Annotated in this window: 17 protein-coding genes; 12 read left to right on the top strand and 5 right to left on the bottom strand. The window is 73.2% G+C overall.

The annotated features are described in order from the left end of the window. Positions 1-45: 45 nt before the first annotated feature. The 3 genes from IR212_RS03730 (at position 46) to IR212_RS03720 (ending at position 3,158) form a co-directional block, all read left to right on the top strand. On the top strand, positions 46-843 hold the full coding sequence (locus tag IR212_RS03730; RefSeq protein WP_194397652.1) for an alpha/beta fold hydrolase: 798 nt from the start codon (positions 46-48) through the stop codon (positions 841-843). Then, entirely contained in the window at positions 840-2,216 is a 1,377-nt protein-coding gene (locus tag IR212_RS03725) for a sensor domain-containing diguanylate cyclase (RefSeq protein WP_194397651.1), read from the top strand. The genes IR212_RS03730 and IR212_RS03725 overlap by 4 nt, the downstream gene beginning before the upstream one ends. 75 nt (positions 2,217-2,291) lie before the next feature. After that, positions 2,292-3,158, top strand: a complete 867-nt coding sequence (locus IR212_RS03720; protein ID WP_194397650.1) for an AraC family transcriptional regulator — start codon at positions 2,292-2,294, stop codon at positions 3,156-3,158. Positions 3,159-3,175: 17 nt separating this feature from the next. Here IR212_RS03720 and IR212_RS03715 read toward each other — a convergent pair whose 3' ends face one another. After that, the gene (locus IR212_RS03715) at positions 3,176-3,529 is read right to left on the bottom strand and encodes a DUF2834 domain-containing protein (protein ID WP_194397649.1); all 354 of its coding nucleotides are present in this window, start codon (positions 3,527-3,529) and stop codon (positions 3,176-3,178) included. Between the two features lie 101 nt (positions 3,530-3,630). On the opposite strand from IR212_RS03715, the gene IR212_RS03710 reads away from it, so the two are divergent. From IR212_RS03710 to IR212_RS17225, 8 genes are all read left to right on the top strand, one after another. After that, positions 3,631-3,861, top strand: a complete 231-nt coding sequence (locus IR212_RS03710; protein ID WP_194397648.1) for a YkvA family protein — start codon at positions 3,631-3,633, stop codon at positions 3,859-3,861. Positions 3,862-3,919: 58 nt separating this feature from the next. Next, a complete protein-coding gene (locus IR212_RS03705) occupies positions 3,920-4,549 on the top strand; it encodes an SRPBCC family protein (protein WP_194397647.1) in 630 nt (209 codons plus the stop codon). Next, positions 4,546-5,214 (top strand): DUF4166 domain-containing protein, encoded by a 669-nt coding sequence (locus IR212_RS03700; RefSeq protein ID WP_194397646.1) that lies wholly within the window; start codon positions 4,546-4,548, stop codon positions 5,212-5,214. Before IR212_RS03705 ends, IR212_RS03700 begins: the two co-directional genes overlap by 4 nt. A 122-nt stretch (positions 5,215-5,336) precedes the next feature. After that, complete coding sequence (locus IR212_RS03695) at positions 5,337-6,569, top strand: acyl-CoA dehydrogenase family protein (protein ID WP_194397645.1); 1,233 nt, start codon at positions 5,337-5,339, stop codon at positions 6,567-6,569. 62 nt (positions 6,570-6,631) lie between these two features. After that, positions 6,632-7,783: an AI-2E family transporter gene (locus IR212_RS03690; protein WP_194397644.1), complete on the top strand. Its 1,152-nt coding sequence runs from the start codon at positions 6,632-6,634 to the stop codon at positions 7,781-7,783. A 182-nt stretch (positions 7,784-7,965) separates the two neighbouring features. Beyond that, positions 7,966-8,157 (top strand): hypothetical protein, encoded by a 192-nt coding sequence (locus IR212_RS03685; protein ID WP_194397643.1) that lies wholly within the window; start codon positions 7,966-7,968, stop codon positions 8,155-8,157. Positions 8,158-8,194: 37 nt separating this feature from the next. Then, positions 8,195-9,907, top strand: coding sequence for an ATP-binding protein (locus IR212_RS17055; RefSeq protein WP_228479468.1), 1,713 nt, complete (start codon positions 8,195-8,197; stop codon positions 9,905-9,907). A 126-nt stretch (positions 9,908-10,033) separates the two neighbouring features. Beyond that, positions 10,034-11,116, top strand: coding sequence for a helix-turn-helix transcriptional regulator (locus tag IR212_RS17225; RefSeq protein WP_273542111.1), 1,083 nt, complete (start codon positions 10,034-10,036; stop codon positions 11,114-11,116). 34 nt (positions 11,117-11,150) lie between these two features. Here IR212_RS17225 and IR212_RS03675 read toward each other — a convergent pair whose 3' ends face one another. Further along, the gene (locus IR212_RS03675) at positions 11,151-12,728 is read right to left on the bottom strand and encodes an aspartate:alanine exchanger family transporter (protein WP_194397642.1); all 1,578 of its coding nucleotides are present in this window, start codon (positions 12,726-12,728) and stop codon (positions 11,151-11,153) included. A gap of 157 nt (positions 12,729-12,885) precedes the next feature. Here IR212_RS03675 and IR212_RS03670 point away from each other — a divergent pair, with 157 nt between their 5' ends. After that, positions 12,886-13,932 carry an ATP-dependent DNA ligase gene (locus IR212_RS03670; protein WP_194397641.1) on the top strand — a complete coding sequence of 349 codons (1,047 nt, stop codon included), beginning with the start codon at positions 12,886-12,888 and terminating at the stop codon, positions 13,930-13,932. A gap of 15 nt (positions 13,933-13,947) precedes the next feature. Here IR212_RS03670 and IR212_RS03665 read toward each other — a convergent pair whose 3' ends face one another. The 3 genes from IR212_RS03665 to IR212_RS03655 form a co-directional block, all read right to left on the bottom strand. After that, on the bottom strand, positions 13,948-16,680 hold the full coding sequence (locus IR212_RS03665) for an AfsR/SARP family transcriptional regulator (RefSeq protein WP_194397640.1): 2,733 nt from the start codon (positions 16,678-16,680) through the stop codon (positions 13,948-13,950). Next, a complete protein-coding gene (locus tag IR212_RS03660; RefSeq protein WP_194397639.1) occupies positions 16,677-19,448 on the bottom strand; it encodes an AfsR/SARP family transcriptional regulator in 2,772 nt (923 codons plus the stop codon). The genes IR212_RS03665 and IR212_RS03660 overlap by 4 nt, the downstream gene beginning before the upstream one ends. A 204-nt stretch (positions 19,449-19,652) precedes the next feature. Beyond that, on the bottom strand, positions 19,653-21,236 hold the full coding sequence (locus tag IR212_RS03655; RefSeq protein ID WP_194397638.1) for a S1C family serine protease: 1,584 nt from the start codon (positions 21,234-21,236) through the stop codon (positions 19,653-19,655). Positions 21,237-21,368: the final 132 nt, after the last annotated feature.

Genomic DNA, 21,368 nt, shown 5'->3' with positions numbered 1-21,368 from the left:
TACGATCTCAAGAGGCGTTCCTCTTGCGCCGATGATGGGAACGCCATGGCTGATGCGCTGCGCCGCAACAACGTGAAGGTCATCGGCGACCCTGGCCGCCCCGTGGTGATGTTCGCCCACGGTTTCGGCTGCAGCCAGGAGGCCTGGAGCCTCGTCGCCCTGCGCTTCGAATCCGACCACTGTGTCGTCCTGTTCGACCATGTGGGAGCCGGCGGATCGGACTCGTCGGCGTACGACCGGAGCAAGTACGACTCGCTCGACGGGTATGCGACGGACGTCCTCGAGATCCTCGAGGCGCTCGATGTCACCGATGTCGTCTTCGTCGGTCACTCGGTGAGTGCGATGATCGGCGTGCTCGCCGCGAACCGCGACCCGTCGCGATTCCGCGGCCTCGTGCTCGTCGGCCCCTCCCCGCGCTACACCGACGAGGACGGGTATGAGGGCGGCTTCCGGCGCGAGGACATCGACGCGATGCTCGACGCCCTGGACGCCAACTACCTCGGCTGGTCGCAGGCCACCGCCCCGGTCATCATGGGCCGGCCCGACCGGCCCGAGCTCGGTCAGCGCCTCACCGACAGCTTCTGCAGCATCGACCCCGAGATCGCCCGTCACTTCGCACGCGTGACGTTCCTGTCGGACAACCGCACCGACCTGCCGCTCGTCTGCGTGCCCACCCTCGTGCTGCAGTGCCGCGAGGACGCCATCGCGGGCGAGTCCGTCGGCCGATATGTGCACGCCGCCATCAGGACGAGCCGCTTCGCGCTCCTCGATGCCACCGGCCATGTGCCCAACCTGTCGGCACCCGACGAGGTGGCAGACCAGATCCTCGCCTTCGTCGCATGAGCGGGCACGGCGACGGCTGGTTCGAGCACGCTCCGTGCGGGCTCGTGGCGACGACGCCCGGCGGCGATGTCGTCGACGCCAACGGGGTCTTCCTCACCTGGATGGGCCACGCTCGCGAGGACGTCGTCGGCCGGCCCTTCGCGTCGCTGCTCGACGCGGGTAGCCGGCTGTTCTACGAGACGCGCCACACCCAGGTCCTTCACCTGCGGGGCTCCGTGGAGGAGGTGGCGCTCACCCTCGTGACGGCCGACGGGACGCCCCTGCCCACCCTGGTCAACTCCGCCCGTGACGAGCAGGCAGGTCTCGTCCGGATGGCGGTCTTCAAGGCCACCGAGCGTGCGCAGTACGAGCGCGAGCTTCTCGCCGCCCGTCGCACCGCCGAGACGTCCGAGCAGCGGGTGCGCGTCCTCCAGGACGTCTCGAGCAGCTTCGACGTCAGCGCCACCGACGAGGAGGTGGCCGAGTCGTTCGCCGCCGCCGCGCGCGACGCGTTCGCCGCGCGCGACGCGGCCGTCTATCTGACCGACGACGACGGCGAGCTCCAGCTCAAGGGCGGCACCAATCCCCTCGCCGGAAAGGTCGCTCCCGTTCCGTCGCTGCGCAACGCGGCGGAGGTCACCGTCGTCAACGCCGATGAGATCGGCGACGTCTACCCCGAACTCGCCGCGGCCATGCGCGCCGAGAGACTGTCGTCGATCACGGTCACACCGCTCCTCTCCGACGGCAGGCGCCTCGGCAACCTGGCGTGCTTCTTCGCGCGGCGCACCGACTTCGACGCGCAGTACTTCGACCTGCAGCAGGCGCTCGGACGCCAGGCGTCACAGACGCTCACGCGGGTGCGGCTGCAGCGCCGCCTGGCCTTCCTGGCCCTTCACGACCAGCTCACCGGCGTCGCGAACCGGCAGCTGCTCCAGCTGAGCCTGGACGAGACGATCGCCGCCTCGGCCGCCGCCGGCGAGCCGCTCGCCGTCCTCTTCCTGGACGTCGACGACTTCAAGAGCATCAACGACGCCTTCGGCCACGCCTCCGGTGACATGGTCCTCTTCGAGCTCGCCGCGCGGCTGACGGCGTCCGTCCGTGTCGGCGATCTCGTCGGACGCATCGGCGGCGACGAGTTCGTCGCCATCTGCGCCCGAGCGGATGCGCCGGCCGCAGAGGCGATCGCCGAGCGGATCCTGGAGGTCACCCGGGCACCGATCACGGTCGCCGGCGGCGTCGTCTCGGCATCGGTGAGCGTGGGGATCTCGCTCTACCTCCCCGGCATCGACGAGCAGCCCGACGCCCAGCAGCTGCTCGTGCGCGCCGACGCGGCGATGTACAGCTCCAAGCGCACGGGGAAGAACCGCCTCACCCTGGCGCACGTCGGCGGCTGAGCCGACAACATCGGTCCGCGATCATCGGGCGGCCGCCGGACTCCTCGACCAGGCTGGTCGTCGAAGGGAGAAACCGTGATCGGGATCCTCAACCGGGTCGTGGAGGCCGTCGAGGACGGCCTCACCGGCGACCTCGCCCTCGATGTCCTCGCCGCCGACCTCGGCACGACGGAGTACCACGTACGCCGGATGTTCTCGTCGCTGGCGGGCATGCCGCTGTCGGAATACGTGAGGCGTCGACGGATGACGGTCGCCGCGTCCGAGGTGGTGGCAGGCGCCGACCTGCTCGGCGTCGCGGTGCGGTACGGCTACAGCTCGACCGAGGCCTTCGGCCGGGCGTTCCGGTCGGTGCACGGCAGCACTCCGGGCGACGTTCGTCTGCACGGCGGACCCCTTCGCTCACAACCGCAGCTCAGGTTCCGCCTGACCGTCGAAGGGAACACCCCCATGGACACCCGCCTCACCGACCGCCCCGCCTTCCGCCTCGTCGGCCACGCCGCCCGCGTGCCCCTCATCCACCACGGGGTCAACCCGCACATCCAGGCGTTCGTCTCCGGGCTTGCGGCGGGCGAGCACGCCCGCCTCAAGGCGCTGAGCGACACCGAGCCCCGGGGACTGCTCCAGATCAGCGCCGAGGTCGACCCCGACTTCGCCGAGGGCAGCGAGCTGACCTACCTGCACGGGGTCGCGGTCTCGGAGAAGACCCCCGTCCCCGACGACCTCGACACGATCGACGTCCCGGCCGGCGCGTGGGCCGTGTTCCTGAGCACCGGCGCGTACCCCGACGCCCTCCAGTCGACGTGGGCCGCGACGGCGACCGAGTGGTTCCCGTCCAACCCGTGGCGCCTTCGCCCCGGTCCGTCGATCGTGGCGGTGCTCGATCGCGCCGAGGACTTCCGCACGGCCACGTGCGAGCTGTGGCTGCCCGTCGAGCGCGCGTGACGACGCGTCGTCGACCCTCAGTAGGCGGAGCCTGGCCGGCCGGTCGCGATCGCCCGCAGCCTCCGCTCGCGCATCGCGAGGAACAGCGGGAAGGTGAAGGCGAAGGCGGTGACCAGCGAGAGCGCGATGTAGAGCCACGCGCGCTTCATGCCCAGTCGCCGCGCCTCGGCCACGATCAGGACCGCCCCCGCGACAGCGACGATCAGCAGGTCGACACCGATCGACGAGACGGCCGGGCCGCTCCCGAAGAGGTCGCCGAGGTAATCGCGACCGGCGACGACCGACCACGCGTTCAGCACGAAGGTGCCGACGAGACCGACGATCGCCAGCCCGAGGTAGACGACGGCGAGCGGGGTCCAGCTGTTCTTCATCGCGCCTCCGGTCGTTTTCGGGATGCTACCGCGACGGGGCCGTGATCACTTCGTTGTCAAGCACCCGCCGCGCTGTCGCAGGCGTGACGCACACTGGTCTCATGTGGTTCAGGTTCCTCAAGGCGGTCACGCGCCGCGAGCACCGTGTCGCGCCGACGACATGGGTCGCCGCGATCGCCGCCGTCGTGTACACGTTCGTGCCCCTCGATCTGATCCCCGAGCTGGTGCTCGGACCGATGGGCCTCGCCGACGACGTGGGCGTCTGGGCGGTGTTCGCCGTCCTGTTCGCCCGCGAGCAGCGGCGCTGGCGCGCGGGTCTGACGTCGAAGTAGCATCCGGTCGCGGGCCTGTCGCCGGCTCGGCGGCGCACGCGTGCCGTAGCGTCGTCGTGTGAGGCACCGCGGGATCTTCGTCGAGACGTCGATCGCCGCCGACCCGGAGGCGGTCTGGGCCGCGACGCAGGATCCCGCGCAGCACGTCCGCTGGGACCTGCGGTTCTCCCGGATCACACCGACGGGAACGACGACGGGCGGTGCCACCGCCTTCACGTACGAGCGCGAGATGGCCCTCCACACGGTGCGGGGGACCGGTGTGAGCCTCGGCGAGAAGCACCGCGCCGACGGATCGCGCACGTCCGCGCTGCGCTTCCACACCGCAGACCCGTTGTCGCCCATCGCGTCCGGCCGCGGGTACTGGCGGTACGTCGTCGGCGCGGACGGGGTCACCGTCTTCTCCACCGGCTACGACTACGCACCCGGCTGGGGCCGGCTCGACGCCGTCGTGCGCCCGCTGCTCGGCTGGGCGACGGCGTGGAGCTTCGACCGGCTGCGCATCTGGCTCGAGACCGGGACTCCGCCCGAGCGGTGGCCGCTGTGGAGCGTGCTGTGGTGGTGGCGCCGTGACCGCCCCCGCGCGGCGCGCTGCCGCCGTGCGCCCGAGGCATCCGCTCGCCGTTCCGACCATCTCGCCGACGCCCCGGCGTCCCTGGCGACCCTTCCGGATCCGGAGTCCGCCCGGTGACCTCGATCTTCCAGCAGGCGCTCGGCGCCGACTTCGACCGGCTGCACCCGATGATGCAGCGACGGTTCGGGGTGGGCCTCGACGCGGGTGAGGCGTGCGTCGGGCGGGGCGTGATGGCGACGATCCGGCGCGGACCGTGGTGGACGGTGCCGTTCCTCCAGATCGGGCGGCTGCGCAACATCCTGATCCCCGACACCGGCGCCGACGTGCCGTTCGTCGTCGAGAACTTCCCCTACCTCGACCCGCTCGGACGGGAGACCGTGACCTTCGTCCGCGAGTACGCGATCGGCGGCCGCCGGCGACGGTTCGACGCCACGATGATCCTCGCCGACGGCCGGATCGTGGACTATCTCGGCACCCACCAGCACCTCGCCGTCGATCTGGACCTGCGCGTGGACGAGAGCGGCGGGCTCGAGCTGACCTCGGACGCACAGCGGTTCTACGAGGGGCCGATCGCGTTCCGGTTCCCGATGCTCTTCAGCGGCCGGGCGCGGCTCCGCGAGCGCTACGACGAGGGCGACGGGCTCTTCCACATCGAGCTCGAGGTGCGCAACCGGCGGTTCGGCTTCCTGTTCGGCTACCGCGGCACCTTCGCGTGCGAGTGGATGCCGGCCGCCGACGCGCCCGCCCGCCTCAAGCCCCTCCGCCACGAGGCGCGCACCTGAGCGGGGTTCGCGCCCGACCGCTGATGCGGACGGCTTGCCGTGAGACTGAGTACTATTGCACCTGACATTCAGTTCCACCTCGGCGCCGCCCTGCGCCGCCGGATCCGCCGTCAGGAGCACCCGTGACCGAGTTCCAGCCCCGCCCCGGTCAGAGCGTCGCCGGCTACGACGTCACCGCGCGAGCGGGCACCGACTACTACGCCGTCTTCGCCGACCTCCCCGCCGCCGACCGCGAGGCATGGGACCGCGCGAAGGCGTACATCGACGAGGTCGGCACGCGCATGCAGCAGGCATGGGACGCCGCCGAGTACCCGCTCGACCTCGCCATGCGCGCCGGCGAGCTCGACCTCTTCAACGACGGCATCGATCACCCCGCCCTCACCCGCTTCTCGCCCCTCGCGGCGGGCCTGGTGAACATGGAGATCTCGCGCGGGGACGGCTCCCTCGGGACGGTACTGGCCGTTCAGGGCGGGCTCGCGCTGCGCACGCTGGCCCTGTTCGGCAGTGACCAGCAGCAGGAGCGCTGGCTGGTGCCCGTCGCGCGCGGCCGGGTCGCGGCATCCTTCGCCCTCACCGAACCCGACCACGGCTCGGACTCGGTGTCTCTCGAGACCACCGCCCGTCGCGACGGCGACGAGTGGGTGCTCGACGGCGCCAAGAAGTGGATCGGCAACGGCGCGTCGGGGGGCATCACCCTCGTGTGGGCCCGCGTCGAGGCACCGGGCGACGAGTTCCACGGGGCGGTGCGCTGCTTCCTCGTCGCGCAGGACGCGCCCGGCTATACCGGCACCGTGATCGCGGGCAAGGCGTCGCTGCGCGGCATCCACCAGGCGCACATCGCGCTGGACGGCGTGCGCGTCGCCGCCGACGCCGTGCTGCCTGGCACGCGCAGCTTCAAGGATGCTTCGACCGTGCTGTACTCCACCCGGTCGGGTGTCGCCTGGTCGGCCCTGGGGCACGCGACCGCCTGCTACGAGGCGGCGCTGGCGTACGCGCAGCAGCGGATCCAGTTCGGCAAGCCGCTGGCGAGGTTCCAGATGGTGCAGGAGCGTCTCGCGCAGATGCTCGAGGAGCTCACCGCGATGCAGCTCTACTGCCGCTGGATGGCCGACCTCGAGGAGCGCGGCGAGCTGCGCCCGACGCAGGCGTCGCTGGCGAAGTACCACAACACCCGAGCGGCCCGGCGCATCGCGGCGGTCGCCCGCGACCTGCTCGGGGGCAACGGCATCCTGCTCGAGAACGGCGTGATGCAGCACATGGCCGACATCGAGGCCATCCACACCTACGAGGGCACCGAGAGCGTGCAGGCCCTGCTCATCGGCCGGGACATCACCGGCATGAGCGCCTTCGCGTAGCCCTCGCGGGACGCGCGCGCAAGTCGACCGGCCCGGCGGCGAGGGGCGCATACCCTCGGCTCATGGGACTCTTCCGCAACGACCCGCAGCGCGTGGTGCTCGAGACGCAGGATGTCGAGCCGAGGGCCACACGACCGCCGTGGAGCCTGTGGGCCGACGGATTCGGCAAGCTCGGCATCCGCGCGATCCAGATCATCGTGGTCGGCCTGGTCGTCGCCGCGATCGTCTTCGCGCTGCAGTACCTGACGCTCGTCACGATCCCCCTGGTGATCGCGCTCATCCTCGCGTGCGCGTTCGCACCGGTCATGCGGTGGATGCGCCGGCGCGGCGTCCCGCCGGTGCTCGCGACGGTGATCACGCTGCTGGCCATCGTGCTGCTGCTCACCGGCGTCGGCTGGCTCATCGTGTGGGCGGTGCGCGACCAGTGGGACGAGCTCTACGCCCAGGCGGTCGACGGGATCCAGGCCGTGGTCGCGTGGGTGCAGACGCTCCCGTTCGCGCCGACCGAGGACCAGCTCGACCAGTGGGTCGACGGCATCCTCGACTTCATCACCAGCGCCCAGTTCGGGTCGGGGGCGCTGGCGGGCGTGAGCGCGGTGGCGAACTTCGTGACCGGCTTCGTGCTGATGGCGACGATCCTCTTCTTCTTCCTCAAGGACGGCCCGCAGATGTGGGAGTTCGTGCTGCGCCCGTTCCGCGGCGAGAACTATCTCCGGGCGCACCGGATCGGCGACAAGACCGTCGGCGTGCTCGGATCGTACGTGCGGGGAACCGCGCTGGTCGCGCTCGTCGACGCGGTCGGCATCCTGATCGGCCTCCTCATCCTCGACGTGCCGCTGGCGATCCCGCTGTCGGTGCTGGTCTTCCTCCTCGCCTTCATCCCCATCGTGGGTGCCACGCTCGCCGGCATCATCGCCGCCCTCGTCGCCCTCGTCGCCAACGGCTGGGTCAACGCGCTCTTCGTGGTCGGCGTCGTGGTCCTGGTGAACCAGCTGGAGGGCAACTTCCTCCAGCCGGTGCTCATGGGTCGCTCGATGAAGCTGCACGCCTTCGTCATCCTGGTCGCCCTGACCATCGGCACGGTGCTGGGCGGCATCGTCGGCGCCGTGCTGGCCGTGCCGATCGCGGCGGCGGCGTGGGGAGCCGTGCAGGTATGGGACGGTCCGAACCTCGCGGCCCGGTGGGCGCGCCCGAAGCATCCCGTCGCCGGGTGACGCGCGGCTCCGCGTCCTCCGCCGCCTTACGGCTCAGGGGGGCCGGTCGCGGCGGTCTAAGGCATCGGGCGTCCCAAGACTGGGCATCCGCCCGATGAAGCGCCCTCTCCTCAGGGAGGAAGGTCGTTCCTGTCAGCAGTCCGGACCCCGCACCGGGGATCGCGAGCAGACGGGAGCGACCCATGAACGACATCACCTACACCGCCTACACCCTCGACCGGCACCGCGCGTCCGACCTCGCGCGCGACGCCGAGCTCGTGCGCAGGCAGCGCGAGCACGGCCCGGCGGCGGACCGCCCGCGCGTGCGCCCGCTCGCCATGTGGTCCCGCGGCGCGACTCGCGTGCGGCGCTCGACGTTCGTCGCCGCGCGATGACCCGCCGCCGCGCCCGGGAAGGTGCCACGATATGACCATGCCCGCACTCCCCTCGAGCTCGCGCATGGTCGGCCGGCACGCCGAGCTCGCCACCCTGCTCGAGTCGTTCGACGAGGGCTCCGGCGGCCACCCCCGCACCGTCGTCGTGCGCGGCGAGGCGGGTGTGGGCAAGACGCGGCTCGTCCAGGAGTTCCTCGCGCTCGTCGCGACCGACCCCTTCGAGGCCGGACAGCCGGCCGCCGTCACCGAACGCCCCGTCGTCGCGTTCGGGCAGTGCATCGACCTCGGCCCGATCGGCGCGCCGTTCGGGCCGATCCGCCGCGTGCTGCGCGACCTGCACACGGCGGTCGGCACCGACGAGCTGCGCGAGGCGGCGGGCTCCGCGGCGGCGATCGCGAGCCTGGCCGCGCTCGTTCCCGGCATCGCACCCGAGACCCACGAGCACGATGAGCCCGCGGGCGAGTTCGCCGAGGCGATCGAGGTGCTGCTCGAGCGGCTGTCGCAGCACCGGCACATCGTGGTCGTCCTCGAGGACCTGCAGTGGGCGGATGCCGCGACCATGGCGCTGCTGAAGACCCTCGCCAGCACGCTTCGCGGGCGGCGCCTCACGATCGTCGCCACCTACCGCTCCGACGACATCGACCGGTTCCATCCGCTGCGCCCGGTGCTGGCGGAGCTGGACCGCACCCGGTCGGTCGTGCGCGTGGAGGTGACGCCGCTCAGCCCCGACGAGGTCGCCGAGCAGGTCGAGCAGCTCACCGGACGGCTCGACCCCCGGCTCGTCGAAGCGCTGGCGGAGCGCAGCGGCGGCATCCCGTTCCTCGTCGAGGAGCTCGTGGATCTCGGCGACCGTCCTCTTCCCGACACGCTGCGCGAGCTGGTGCTCGCCCGCTACGCACGGCTCGGCGACGACGCGCAGCAGGCGGTGCGCACCATGGCCGCCGGTGGCATGCACCTGGACCACGACGTGCTCGCGGCGGTGTGCGCGCTGGACGAGGCGGCGCTCGATCTCGCCGTGCGCGAGGCGGTCCACAGCAGGGTGATCCTCGCCGACGGCGCCGGCTACGCCTTCCGCCATGCGCTGACGCGCGAGGCCGTCGAGGCGGAGATGCTGCCGAGCGAGCGCGTGCGGGTGCACCGTCGCTACGCCGAGCACCTGCGCGACCACCGGGGCGACTCGCCCGACGACGCGTCGGCCGTCGCGGAGCACTGGCTCGCCGCACGCGACCTCACCGCGGCGTTCGATGCCACGGTCGCGGCGCTGCGGCAGTTGCGTTCGCGCTTCTCGCCCGCCACCTCCGCGGAGCTCACCGAGCGTCTCACCGAGCTGTGGGATCAGGTGCCGGATGCCGCGACCCGCGCCGGCACGACGCTCCCCGAGCTGCACCTCGACGCCGCACAGGCGTGGCACGACCTCGGCGACCCCGAGCGCTCGCTGCGGTCGGCGAACGAGGGCCTGGCCGTATGCCCCGACGACCCGTACACGCGCGCGGCACTGCTGCGCCAGCGGTTCGTCGAGACGTACAACCCCGAGCACCACGGCCGCAACGAGGACCTCGAGAAGGCCGTCGCCCTGCTGGAGGGCATCGACGACCCCCGTGCCCGCATCCTGCTGTCGCGCGTGCTCACCAACATCGCGCTGGACGAGCACGGCGAGGCCGCCGCCGCCCACGCGCACCGGGCGATCGCCCTCGCCGAGGAGGCCGGCGACGACGCCGCGCTGGCCGTCGCGCTGACGGTCGAGGCGTAGCGCATCGCGGGCGAGGACGACGACGAGCCCGGCGCGCTGGCACCGCTCGAGCGGGCCGTCACGCTGCGGCTCGACCCGCCGCTGCGCGCGTACGCCGGGCACGCCCTGACCGACATGCTGGTGCGCGTGGGCCGGTACGACGAGGCCATCGTCGTCGGGACCCAGCACTACGACGACGTCGCGCGGGCGGGCATCGAACGCGGCTCGGGCGCGTCGATCGCGCACTCGCTGGCGTTCGCCCTGTTCGCTGCGGGCCGGCCCGCCGAGGCCCACCGCTTCGCGCAGCGCGCCCGCCGGCTCATGAACCCGGTCGACAGCGCGTTCGTCGTGCGGCTGCTCGCGTCCCACCTCTCGTGGGACGACCGCCCCGACGAACGCGACGAGCTGCTGGCCGCCGAGCGCTCACGGATCGACGAGGCCCAGCGCCGCTACCCCGACAAGGAGGGGTGGTGGGTGATCGAGGCGGCGGATCGCGCCCTGACGCTGCACGCGGCGGACGGCGGGACGGAGGCCGCCGGCGACGTGCTGGCGGTCGCCGAGGGCGAGGCCGGCTCGCCCGCCGCGCGCCGCTACGCGCTCGTGACCGCGGGACTGCTGAGCCTGCCCGCCGGAAGGCCCGCCGCCCCGGAGCTGCGCGCCCGGTTCGAGCGGGCGATGGCGGGCTGGTCCCGCCACGACGCGGCGCAGGCGGCCGCGCGGTTCGTGCGGGCGCTCCTCGCCGACGCCGGCGACGCCGCCACCCCGGCCGACCGGGTGGCGGCATGGCGTGAGGTGTCCGGCGCACCGGGGGACGACGGGCTGCCGGTGTGGCATCGCCAGGCCGGGCGGATCCGCCTCGCGTGGGCGCTCGCCGATGACGGCGACCGCTCGGGCGCGGCCTCCGTCCTGGACGAGGTCGCCGCCGAGGCGCCGGCGCAGGGCGTCGCCCGCGCCGCGCGGTGGGCGGCCGAGCTGGCGGCGCAGGCCCGGCTCGCCGGCGCCGGCGCGCGGCAGACGAAGGGCGCGGCGGCGCTGACGCCGCGGGAGCTGCAGGTGCTCGAGCTGGTCGCCGAGGGGCTCACCAATCCGCAGATCGGTCAGCGGCTCTTCATCAGCCCGAAGACCGCGTCGGTGCACGTGTCGGCGATCCTCGCCAAGATCGGCGCCGCGAACCGCGCCGAGGCCGCCGCACTGTACGCCGCCTCCGCCGCGGCCTCGGCGTCCGCATGAGCGGGACGGATGCCGCGGGGAGCGGCATCCGTCGTCACAGCTCGACGAGCACCTGCGCGATCAGGATCTTGACGACCATCGCGGCCGGGTAGACCAGGGTGTAGCCGAGCGCGACGCGGACGTCGTAGTCGGTGCGGGAATTGGCGAAGCCGAGGATCGCCGGGTTCGTCTGCGCACCGCCGATGACGCCCGACGACCGCGTGCCGCCGAGGCGGAACACGGCGCGGGCGAGCACGAAGGTCGCGCCCATGAAGAACGTCGAGAGCACGGCGCCGAGCACGAGCAGGCGCACCACCTCGCCCGAGGCGATCGCCGAGAGGATGAGCGAACCCGCCTTGGTGCCGGCGAAGGCGAGGAAGGTGAGCAGCCCGAACTCGGCGAGCACGGTCGACGCGGTGTTGGGCAGCGACGTCACCACGCGCCCGATGCGGCCGATGCGCCCCATGATCAGCCCGACGACGAGCACGCCCGCCGCGTAGCCCAGGCTGAACTGCCCGCCGCCGGGGAGCGGGACGACGATCGACCCGAGCAGCATGCCGAGCAGGACGCCGATGCCGAGGGCGACCGGGTTGATGTCGGCGAGACCGCGCTCGGAGTCGCCGAGGAAGCGGGTGATCTCCCCCATGGATCCGGTGGGCCCGACCACGCGCAGGCGATCGCCCTGGTGCAGCACGAAGTCGGGGCTGCCGACGAAGTCGACATCGCCGCGCCGCACCTGCGCGATCGTCGCACCGTAGCGCTCGGGAAGGCGCAGGCTCGCGATCGAGCGTCCGGCCAGCCGTACATCCGACAGGATGATCCGCCGGAAGTCGAGACGGCTGCGGTCCCGGGTGAGGTCGATCGCCGACGTGTGGCCGAGCTCGGTCTTCACCGCCTCGACGTCGTCGCTCGGCCCGACGACGTTGACGATGTCACCCGGCTCCAGCTCCGTGTCGGGGCCGACGATCTCCACCTCGCCGTCGGCGTGCCGCCGCCGCGAGAACGCCACCCGGCCGCCGTACCCGGCCGCGATGTCGGCCGCGGTCGGGCGCGAGGTGGTGTCGACCTCGATCGGCTTGCCGACGATCGGGGCCTGCGCGTCGGTGTCGCGCGCACGCGAGCGCAGCGCGAGCGCGACGCCGATCATCGCGGCGATGACGCCGTACACGTACGCGCTGGCGTAGCCGACGGTCGCTTCCGGGCTGCCGCCGGTCGCGGCGAGGGCGGGGGTGTTCGTGAGGGCGCCGGCGAACGTTCCGGCGATGGTGAGCGGCGGGATGCCGAGAGCCGACCCGACCCAGAACGCCAGGCCGCCCGCCACGACGAGCACGCCGGCGACAGCGAGCATCAGCAGGTAAGAGGTGCGCAGCGCGTTGAAGAACCCGGGCCCCGCGATGAGGCCGGTGCAGAACGCGAAGACGACGAGCCCGAGGTCGCCGACCGCTGCCGGAAGTTCGATCGTCACCCCCGTCGACACACCCCACGCGGTGATGCCGATCGCGGCGAAGAGCACGCCGACGGCACCGAGCGAGACGCCCGCGACGCGAACCGTCCCCAGGGCCGCGCCGACCCCGAGGAGGAGGAACAGCAGCACGATCGGGCGATCGGCCAGGAACTGGAAGACCACGTCCATGCTCACCTCCGTGCCCGGGGCTGACGCGGGCGCTTTCCGAGTCTGCCCACTCCCGCGCCGTCGCGCATCCATCCGGGCCGGGCGAGCCGGGCCGGGCAGGTTGGGCGGGGCGCGCCGGGACTGTCGGGTGTCGGCGCGCAGCGGCAGGATGGAGCGCATGCCGTACGAGATCCCCGCGCCGATGCTGGCGAAGTCCGTGCCCGACATCCCCGATCCGGCGAAGGCGCCCGGCGGTCTCAGCTACGAGCCGAAGTGGGACGGGTTCCGCGCCCTCATCTCGTGGGACGGCGAGGACGTCGAGATCGGGTCGCGGGGCGCCAAGCCGCTGACGCGGTACTTCCCCGAGCTCGTCGAGGCGTTCGCCCGCGTCCTCCCCGAGCCGTGCCTGCTCGACGGCGAGATCGTGGTGCCGGTCGATCGCGACGGGCGGCGGCGCCTGGACTGGGAGTCGCTGTCGCAGCGCATCCATCCCGCGGCGTCGCGGGTGAACATGCTCGCCGAGCAGACGCCGGCGATGTTCATCGCGTTCGACCTGCTCGCCGTCGGCGACCGCGACCTGCAAGCGGAGCCGTTCGGCACGAGGCGCGAGGCGCTCGTGACGCTGCTGCGCGGCGTTCCCCATCCCGTCCACGTCACGCGCACGACGGACGACCCCGAGCTCGCGCGGCGCTGGCTCGCCGAGTTCGAGGGGGCGGGCCTCGACGGCGTCGTGGCCAAACCCCTCGACCAGCCGTACGCCCCGGGCAAGCGCTCGATGTTCAAGATCAAGCACGCCCGCACCGCCGACGTCGTGGCGCTCGGCTATCGCATCCACAAGTCCGGACAGGGCGTCGGCTCCCTCCTCGTGGGGCTCTACGGCGAGGACGGCACGCTGTACCCGGTCGGCGGGGTCGCCGCGTGGAGCGACAAGCGCCGGCTCGAGCTCATCGACGAGCTCGCCCCGCTCGTGGAGCGCGACGCCGACGGCGAGGTGCTGCGGGGCGAAGGCGAGAAGTCGCGCTTCCAGTCCGGCCGGGCCGACTCCTCGTTCGTGCGGCTGCGCCCGGAGCGGGTGCTCGAGGTGCGCTACGACCAGCTCGAGGGCTGGCGCTTCCGCCACACCGTGCAGTTCGAGCGCTGGCGCCCCGACCGCGACCCGCGGTCGTGCACGTACGAGCAGCTCGAGGTCGTGACAGCGTACGATCTGGCCGACGTGCTGGTCTGACGAGCCGACGCCGCGTCACGCGAGCTGGGCGAGCGCCCAGCGCAGATCTCGGTCCCGCCCGCGCGCGATCGCCTCGTCCCACTCCGCCGCTCCCAGCCCGGCAGCGGCGCGCTCGCGGAAGGGCGCCGCGTAGGAGCCGTCCGAGAGGACGGGGTGGAAGCCGAACCGCGGGCCGAGCGCGTCCACCGCGCCGAAGAGCTCGGCGGCGCGGCGATGCTCGCCGGCCTCCACGAGGGCGATCGCGTACCCGCTGACGGCGGCGACCGTGCTCGTGGCATCCTCCCGCTCGGCGGAGCGGTGCGCGGCGGTCCGCAGCATCCCCATCGCATCGCGCGGACGGCCGACCTGCGTCAGCACCTTGCCCGTGATGTAGCAGGTGGAGGCGAGCGCCCACGTGTGCCCGAGCTCGGTGGCGAGCCGGTAGGCCTGCTCGAGCGAGTCCAGCGCCTGCGCGGGCCGTCCCATCACCCGCAGTGCGTCGCCGCGGATGTACAGGTGGTCCACGACCGCCCATACTCTGTCGTCGGCGAGGCGCTCCCGGTGCCGCTGGGCCGTGGCGAGCTCCGCCTCCGCCGCCTCGACCGACTCGCCGTGCGCGGCGATCGTCGCCTGCATCGTGTGCGCGATCATGGGCAGCGACGGGTCCTGGGCCTGGTCGGCGACCAGCGCGAACCTCTCCATGGTGCGCAGCGTCGCCAGCACGTCACCCGAGACCGACCGCATGAACGACGCGGCGTACAGCGCCGTCGCCTCCGCGTCGGGGGCGGTCGGGCCGGGCAGGTCGAGGACCCGATCGATCGTCGCGATCGCCTCGTGTCCGCTGCCGCGCTCGTACCAGTGCCATGCGAGCGCGGCGACCAGACGCACGGCCGTGGGGCGGTCCCCTCCGTCGATGAGCCGCCGGCACGCGTCGTCCAGGTCGGCGCGGTTGGCGGTGAGCGCCGCCCGTGCGCGGCGGTTGTCGGCGGTGCGCAGCAGCGGCGCCCGGCGCTCGGCGTCCTCGGTCATCCACGCCGCGTGCCGCCGGTGCCACGACTCGAGATCCTCGATCGCATGCCGCGCCCGCATGTGGCGCTTGACGGTGTCGAGCACGCGGAACCGGCGCTCGCCGGGCGTCGGCGCGACCGCGGCGACGAGCGACTTGCGCGCGAGGGCGACCGCGACCTCTCGGGGGTCGCCGTCGCCGGCGTCGCACACGCCGGCGACGGCGTCGAGGGTGAACGAGCCCGAGAACTCCGCCAGCTGCGCCAGTAGCGCACGCTCGGCGGGCGACGTCGTCGCCACGCTCCACGCGATCGCGTCGTCGATCGAGTCATGACGGCCTCCGCGCCGCGGCCCGGTGGGTGCCGCGTCGAGCGACGAGGCGAGCTCCTCCAGGGTGAGGACGTCCAGGCGCGAGGCGGCGAGCTCGATGGCGAGCGGCAGTCCGTCCAGCTGGGTGCACAGGCGCTGAGCCTCGCCGATCTCGGCGGCGCTCCAGTCGCGGATGCCGCTGGACTCGCTCGCACGCTGCAGGAACAGCGCGACGGCGTCACCGGCGGCCGCGCTCGAGAGCGGATCGAGGACGATGACCCGCTCCCCGGGCATCCGCATCGACTCCCGGCTCGTGACCAGCATGCTGAGCCCGGCGCATCGCTCGAGCAGCCGGGCGGCCAGGGATGCCGTGGAGCCCAGCACGTGCTCGGCGTTGTCGAGGATCATCAGCGTCCGCCGGCCGCCGAGCGCGTCGGCGATCGCGTCGACGGAGTGGGCGGCCGCGCCGACGGCGTCGGCGACGGCGCCCACGACGCGGTCGGGCGACGAGACGACCGCGAGGTCGATGAGCCGCTGCTGCTCGTCCTCGTCGGCGCGTGCGCGCCGGGCGACCTCGATCGCCAGGCGCGTCTTGCCGACCCCCGCGGGGCCGGTGAGCGTGACCAGGCGCGACTCGGCGCGGCCGCGCCGGATGACCTCGAGCTCATTCTCGCGTCCGACGAACCTCGTGACGGGGACCGGGATCCCGACACGGTCGACGGGGCGGTCGACCACGGCAGGTTCGGCCTCGTCCTGCCGGGCGATCGCGAGCCGCAGGGCGTCGAGGTCCCGCGGCGGGCGGGTGCCGGTGTCACGCAGCGCGGTGGCGCGCGCGTCGATCGTCGCCAGGGCATCGGCCGTCCGCCCCGAGCGGTCGAGGGCGCGGGCGTACAGCGCGCCGATCTCTTCGTCGCCGAGGTCCTGCGCCAGCGGCGAGATCGCGGCGACCGCCCCCGCGGCATCCCCCGCCTCCAGTCGCAGATTGGTCAGCTCGAGGAGTGCGGTTCGACGGAGCGCTGCCAGGTCCTCCGCGACGGGCCGGGCGAACGGGAACTCGCCAAACCCGCTGAGCGGCGCGCCGCGCCACAGGCGGTCGGCGTCCTCGAGCTCGGCCGCGCGCGACGAGGCGCCGTTCCCGGCGACGAGAGCGCGGTAGCGGACGATGTCGACCGCCTGCGGGGGCAGCTCGAGTCGGTAGCCCGCGCGGCCGCCGACGAGCGCCTCGCCCCACCCGCGGGCGCGCAGGCGGGAGATGTGCGCGCGGAGGCTGCTGACGACGGCGGCGGTCGGCTCCGACCACAGTGCCTCGACGAGCTCGTCGGCCGAGAAGACGCGTCCGGGCTCGAGGGCGAGCCGCGCGAGGATCGCCTGCGGGATGGTGCCCCGCACCGCCTCGGGCGCACCGTCGCCGGACACCTCGAAGGCGCCGAAGAGCGCGATGCGCACGGCTGTCACGCCGTCGCCTCGGCGGGGAGCGGCGCGGTCTGCGGAAGACGCTCGATCAGCGCCGAGACCTCGTCCCACCCGAGCCGGCGCCCGTTGCGGTACTCGTGCTCGAACTCGCCGGGGGTGAGACCCTGCGCGACGGCCTCCCGCAGGCGGCGCGCATCGTCGCCCTCCGCGGCGGCGATGTCGTAGTCGTAGCGCCGTCCGAGCTCGTCCACCGCGCCCATGAGGCGCGCGCCCACCTCGTGCCGCTCCACGAACGCGCACGCGCCGGCCGCGACGTGCACGACGGCGAGGGCACCGGCGGCGTCCTCGTTCGCACGCGCAGCCGCGATCGCGCTGCGCGCGACGGCGATCGCCTCGCGTGGCCGTCGTGCGTCGACGAGCGACTTGGCCATGATGTACTGCGACGACGTGATCATCCACGTGTAGCCGACCGAGGATGCGATGCGGTGCGACTCGCTGAGCGCCGCGAGCGCGTCGTCCGGCCGCGCCTGCGCCCGTCGCAGCTGGCCGAGCGACATGTGGACCTCGGCGCGCGCCCAGGCCTGGGCGTCGGGGAGCAGGTCCAGCGCCTGCGCCATCAGCTGCTCGCCGAGGTCCGGCTCGCCGAACATCGACCGCCCGAACGCCTCGCGCGACAGCGCGACCGCGGTGACCGAGGCGTCCGAGCGACGCTCCCCCTCCGCGCGGGCGCGGGCGATCGCCTCGAACCCGGCCATCGCGTCGCCGGTCTGGTAGGCGAGGTTGGCGAGCTCGGTGAGAGCCAGCCCGTCCGAGTCGGTCGGGTCGCCCGGCAGCGCGAGGGCCCGCTCGACACGGGTGCGGCCCTCCCGCAGCAGCCCGCGGAGGAACCAGTACTGCGCCTGCCAGCCCGCGATGCGCACCGCCGCCTCGCGATCGCCGGCCTCGATGGCGCCTTCGAACGCGACGGCGAGATCCGCGCGGAAGCCGTCGAGCACGGCCATGGTGTCGCGGGCCTCGAACGTGCGCAGGGTCGGGCCGAGCCGGCTGGCGAGGTCGGCGAACCACCAGCGGTGCCTCAGCCGCCACGCGGCGACGCGGGCGGGGTCGTCGCGATCGGCGAGGAACTCGCGCGTCGACTCGAGCACGCGGAATCGCCGCCGGCCGGTGCCGCTGCGGTCGACGGCGACGAGCGAGCGACCGACCAGCTGCATCAGGAGCTCGGACGTCCGGGCGGTGTCCAGACCGCTCGTACCGGCCGCGGCGCCGACGGTGAAGGTCCCGGCGAACCGGGCGACGTCCGCCAGGAGCGCCCGCTGGTCGTCGTCGAGCTCGTCGAACGTCCAGCCGATCGCGGCGCGCACGCTGTCGTGCCGGCCGGTGCCCGCCCCGCGGCCGCCGATGCCCTCGCGCACCTGCTCGACGTCCAGCACGTCCAGCCGCGCCGCCGCGAGCTCGAGCGCGAGCGGGATTCCCTCCAGCTGCGCGCACAGCTGCCGGGCCTCGGCGAGCTCCTCGTCGTGGAAGGCGCGGCCACCGCGCGCATCCGCGGCCCGCTCGCTGAACAGCCGCCAGGCGTCCTCCGCGTCGTCGCCGACGAGCGGACGCAGCACGACGACGTGCTCCTGCGCGAGGCGCAGCGATTCGCGACTGGTCACGACGATGCGCAGGTGCTCGGTCTGGGCCAGCAGGGCGTCGACGGCGACGGCGAGGGCGCCGATCACATGGTCGGCGTTGTCGAGCACCAGGAGCACGCGACCGCGGCTGAGGCGGCGCACGATGCCGTCGATGCTGAGCTCGCGCGCCCGGACGACGGCAGCGATGGCGGCCACGACGTCGTCGGGGTCGCGGATGTCGGCGAGGTCCACCATGTACTGGTCGTCGTCCAGGGCGGTGGTCGCCTCGCGCGCGAGCTCCACGGCGATCCGGGTCTTGCCCACTCCCGCCGGCCCCACGACGGTGACCAGCCGGTGCCCGCGCCGGGCCTCGCGCAGGGCGAGCAGGTCGCTCCCGCGTCCGATGAAGCGGGTCAGCGGGATGGCGATGCCGACGCGGTTGACCGTCCCGCCGATGCCGATCGGCGCGACGACGGCGGGGTCGAGCCGCACGATCGAGGCCCGCAGCGCGTCCACGCGGGCCGAGGCGTCGAGCCCCTGGTCGGTGAGCCGCTCGCGGTAGCCGTCCAGCACGGCCAGCGCGTCGGCGTAGCGCGCGGAGCGCGCGAGGGCGAGGGCGAGCAGCCGCACCGGCCGCTCGTGCAGCGGGTGGCGTTCCACGGTTCCGGCCAGCACGGCGGTGGCGAGGCTGTCGTCGCCCAGCTCGATGGCCGATTCGGCGAGGTCCTCGTCCAGCAGCCGCCGCTCCTCCAGGTGATCGGCGCGCAGCCGCGCCAGGAACGGATGCCCGTCGAGGTCGGCGAGCGGCTCCTGCCCCGCGATCCCCGCCAGCTCGACGAGGCGGGCCAGGTGCTGCTCGGCGTCGGTGATCTGCGCGGCCTGCGCGAGGTCGTCGCGGAACCGCGTGAGGTCGACCCGCTCCCGCGGGATGTCGATGAGGTAGCCGCCGCGCGCGCCGACGATCGACGCGCCGAGGCCGGCGCTGCGCAGTCGCGACAGGTGCGCACGGAGCGTCGAGACCACGTTCTCGGGACGATCTGCCCAGACGTCGGCGATGAGCTCCTCCGACGGGACGAGCTCGCGCGGCGTGCTCGCCAGACGCGCGAGCAGGGCGCGCGGGAGGTCGCCGCGCACCGGCACCGCGCTCCCGTCGATCCGCAGGCCGAACGCCCCGAGCAGTTCGATGTCGATCCCCATGCGCGTCGGTCTCCTCCGGTTCGTGGTCTCTCAGGATGCTAGGCGCGCCGCGGCCCGCGCCGCCCGGCGCGGGTCACGGTGCAATCTTGATGCAATCGCGGACGGGTCGGCAGGCGCGGCGCGCTGCAATCCGCCACCCACGAGCGAGCGGATGCCGCGGCACGCAGTGTGCCGCGGCATCCGCTCCTCCGTGTCGCCCAGGTGTCAGAACGCCGCCTGGAAGCTTCCCAGCGCGCGGTCGATCGCGGTGAAGTCGCCCTCGCTCAGCGCGGTGACCGACAGCACGATGAGGTACTGGCCGTCGTTGGAGTACGCGGCGAGCATCAGGTAGTCCGCGGCCGTCTCACCGCAGCCCGTCCAGTACTGGAAGACTCCCGAGTGCAGGTCGTCGGCGTACTCGTCGATCGCCTGCTGCGAGCAGCCGGACTGGGTGAGGTAGTCGGCGGTCATCTGCAGCCACTCCTCGGGCTGGATCGTCGCGGTGGCTGCGGGAGCCGCCACCACCGAGACACCGGGCACCGACCAGCCGCTCGCGAACGCGGCGACGTCGGTCGAGGCGTCGATGCGGGCCCACTGACCGCCGCGAGGGTCGGTGTAGACGCTGGTGTCGATGCTCGACCACGCCTCGGGCACGTCGACGGTCACGCTGCCGGTGTCGTCGACGACCGACACGAAGTCCGCCGCGGCGCTGGCGCCGCCGCCGGAGCCGCCCGAGCTCGCGCCCGCCTCGCTCGCGACCGAGACGCCATCGACGGGCTCGCCGTTGAACTGGCCGGTGTAGTAGATGCCGTCCGCGGGGCGGTACAGCTCGACTCCCAGGGTCGCATCCTGCCCGTGGGTGCGCAGCACGTCGCAGTAGTCGGCCATCGTGCCGTCGGTGCCGACGCTGACACCCTCCATCTTGGTGATGAGGTCGCCGGGCTCGACGCCGGCCTTGTCGGCGGCCGAGCCCGAGGCGACCGAGTTCACCCAGATGCCCAGGCCCTCGCCCTCCTCGGTCATGAGGCCGGTGCCGTTGATGCCGAGGCTGAGCACGCTCTCGCCGGCGGCCAGCTGGTCGAGCACCTGCTGCACCTCGTCGCGGTGGATCGCGAGGTTCTGGTCGTGGAGGTCGTTGCCGGCGTAGTTCACGCCGATGAGCCTTCCGTCGGCGTCGACGAGCGGACCGCCCGAGTTGCCGCCGCGGATGCGCGCGTCGTGCTCGATGACGTGGTCGAGTGACGCCCACGGGGTGTCGACCGCCGTGTCGGCCTTCGACACGATGCCGCGCGTCATCGTGAACTCGGGGTCCCCCAGCGGGAACCCGGCCGCGTAGACGTCGGTGGCGGTGGTGATGTCGCCCTCGTGCCACGAGAAGTACGGGTAGTCGTCCTCCTGCAGCTGGATGACCGCGAGGTCGAGGCACTCCGACGAGCCGAGGACCTTCGCGTTGAGCGTCTCGGACGTGTCGCCGCCGCGCCACACCTTGAGCGTGCCGGCGCCGACGACGACGTGGTTGTTGGTGACGGCCAGGCCGTCCTCGCTGATGAGGAACCCCGAGCCGCGTCCGGCTGCTTCGTATCCGCCCATCTCGGGCGAGACGAACGTGCCGACGGCCTCGATCTGGATGGCGGCGGTCTGGATGTCGTCGAAGCCGACGCCTCCGGCGCCGCCGGCCACGCCGGCGGCGCCCTGGCCGGGCGAGACGGTGAAGGACATGCAGCCGGTCAGCGCGAGCGCCGACGTGGCCGTGAGGGCGGCACCCGCGAGAGCGAGGCCGCGGCGTGAGCGGTGTGTGGTCGTGTTCATGGTTGAGCAAGCTATTGGCGTGCAACGGTGCTGCGGGGCGGGCGTTGCACCGTGCAACCGCTGCGCAATCGAAGGGCCCGCAGACGCCGAAGAGCGGGCTGCGATCCGTCGATCGCAGCCCGCTCCCGGGTA

It is taken from the genome of Microbacterium atlanticum, assembly GCF_015277815.1.
Lineage (GTDB): Bacteria > Actinomycetota > Actinomycetes > Actinomycetales > Microbacteriaceae > Microbacterium > Microbacterium atlanticum.
The sequence above is the reverse complement of the archived record's forward strand: the minus strand, read 5'-3'. Positions and strand labels throughout refer to the sequence as shown.

Bases quoted from the DNA above. Each gene is read 5' to 3' on its own strand.
- IR212_RS03730 (WP_194397652.1), top strand. From the start codon at position 46: ATGGCTGATGCGCTGCGCCGCAACAACGTGAAGGTCATCGGCGACCCT.
- IR212_RS03725 (WP_194397651.1), top strand. From the start codon at position 840: ATGAGCGGGCACGGCGACGGCTGGTTCGAGCACGCTCCGTGCGGGCTC.
- IR212_RS03715 (WP_194397649.1), bottom strand. From the start codon at position 3,529: ATGAAGAACAGCTGGACCCCGCTCGCCGTCGTCTACCTCGGGCTGGCG.
- IR212_RS03710 (WP_194397648.1), top strand. From the start codon at position 3,631: ATGTGGTTCAGGTTCCTCAAGGCGGTCACGCGCCGCGAGCACCGTGTC.
- IR212_RS03690 (WP_194397644.1), top strand. From the start codon at position 6,632: ATGGGACTCTTCCGCAACGACCCGCAGCGCGTGGTGCTCGAGACGCAG.
- IR212_RS03685 (WP_194397643.1), top strand. From the start codon at position 7,966: ATGAACGACATCACCTACACCGCCTACACCCTCGACCGGCACCGCGCG.
- IR212_RS17055 (WP_228479468.1), top strand. From the start codon at position 8,195: ATGCCCGCACTCCCCTCGAGCTCGCGCATGGTCGGCCGGCACGCCGAG.
- IR212_RS03675 (WP_194397642.1), bottom strand. From the start codon at position 12,728: ATGGACGTGGTCTTCCAGTTCCTGGCCGATCGCCCGATCGTGCTGCTG.
- IR212_RS03670 (WP_194397641.1), top strand. From the start codon at position 12,886: ATGCCGTACGAGATCCCCGCGCCGATGCTGGCGAAGTCCGTGCCCGAC.
- IR212_RS03660 (WP_194397639.1), bottom strand. From the start codon at position 19,448: ATGGGGATCGACATCGAACTGCTCGGGGCGTTCGGCCTGCGGATCGAC.
- IR212_RS03655 (WP_194397638.1), bottom strand. From the start codon at position 21,236: ATGAACACGACCACACACCGCTCACGCCGCGGCCTCGCTCTCGCGGGT.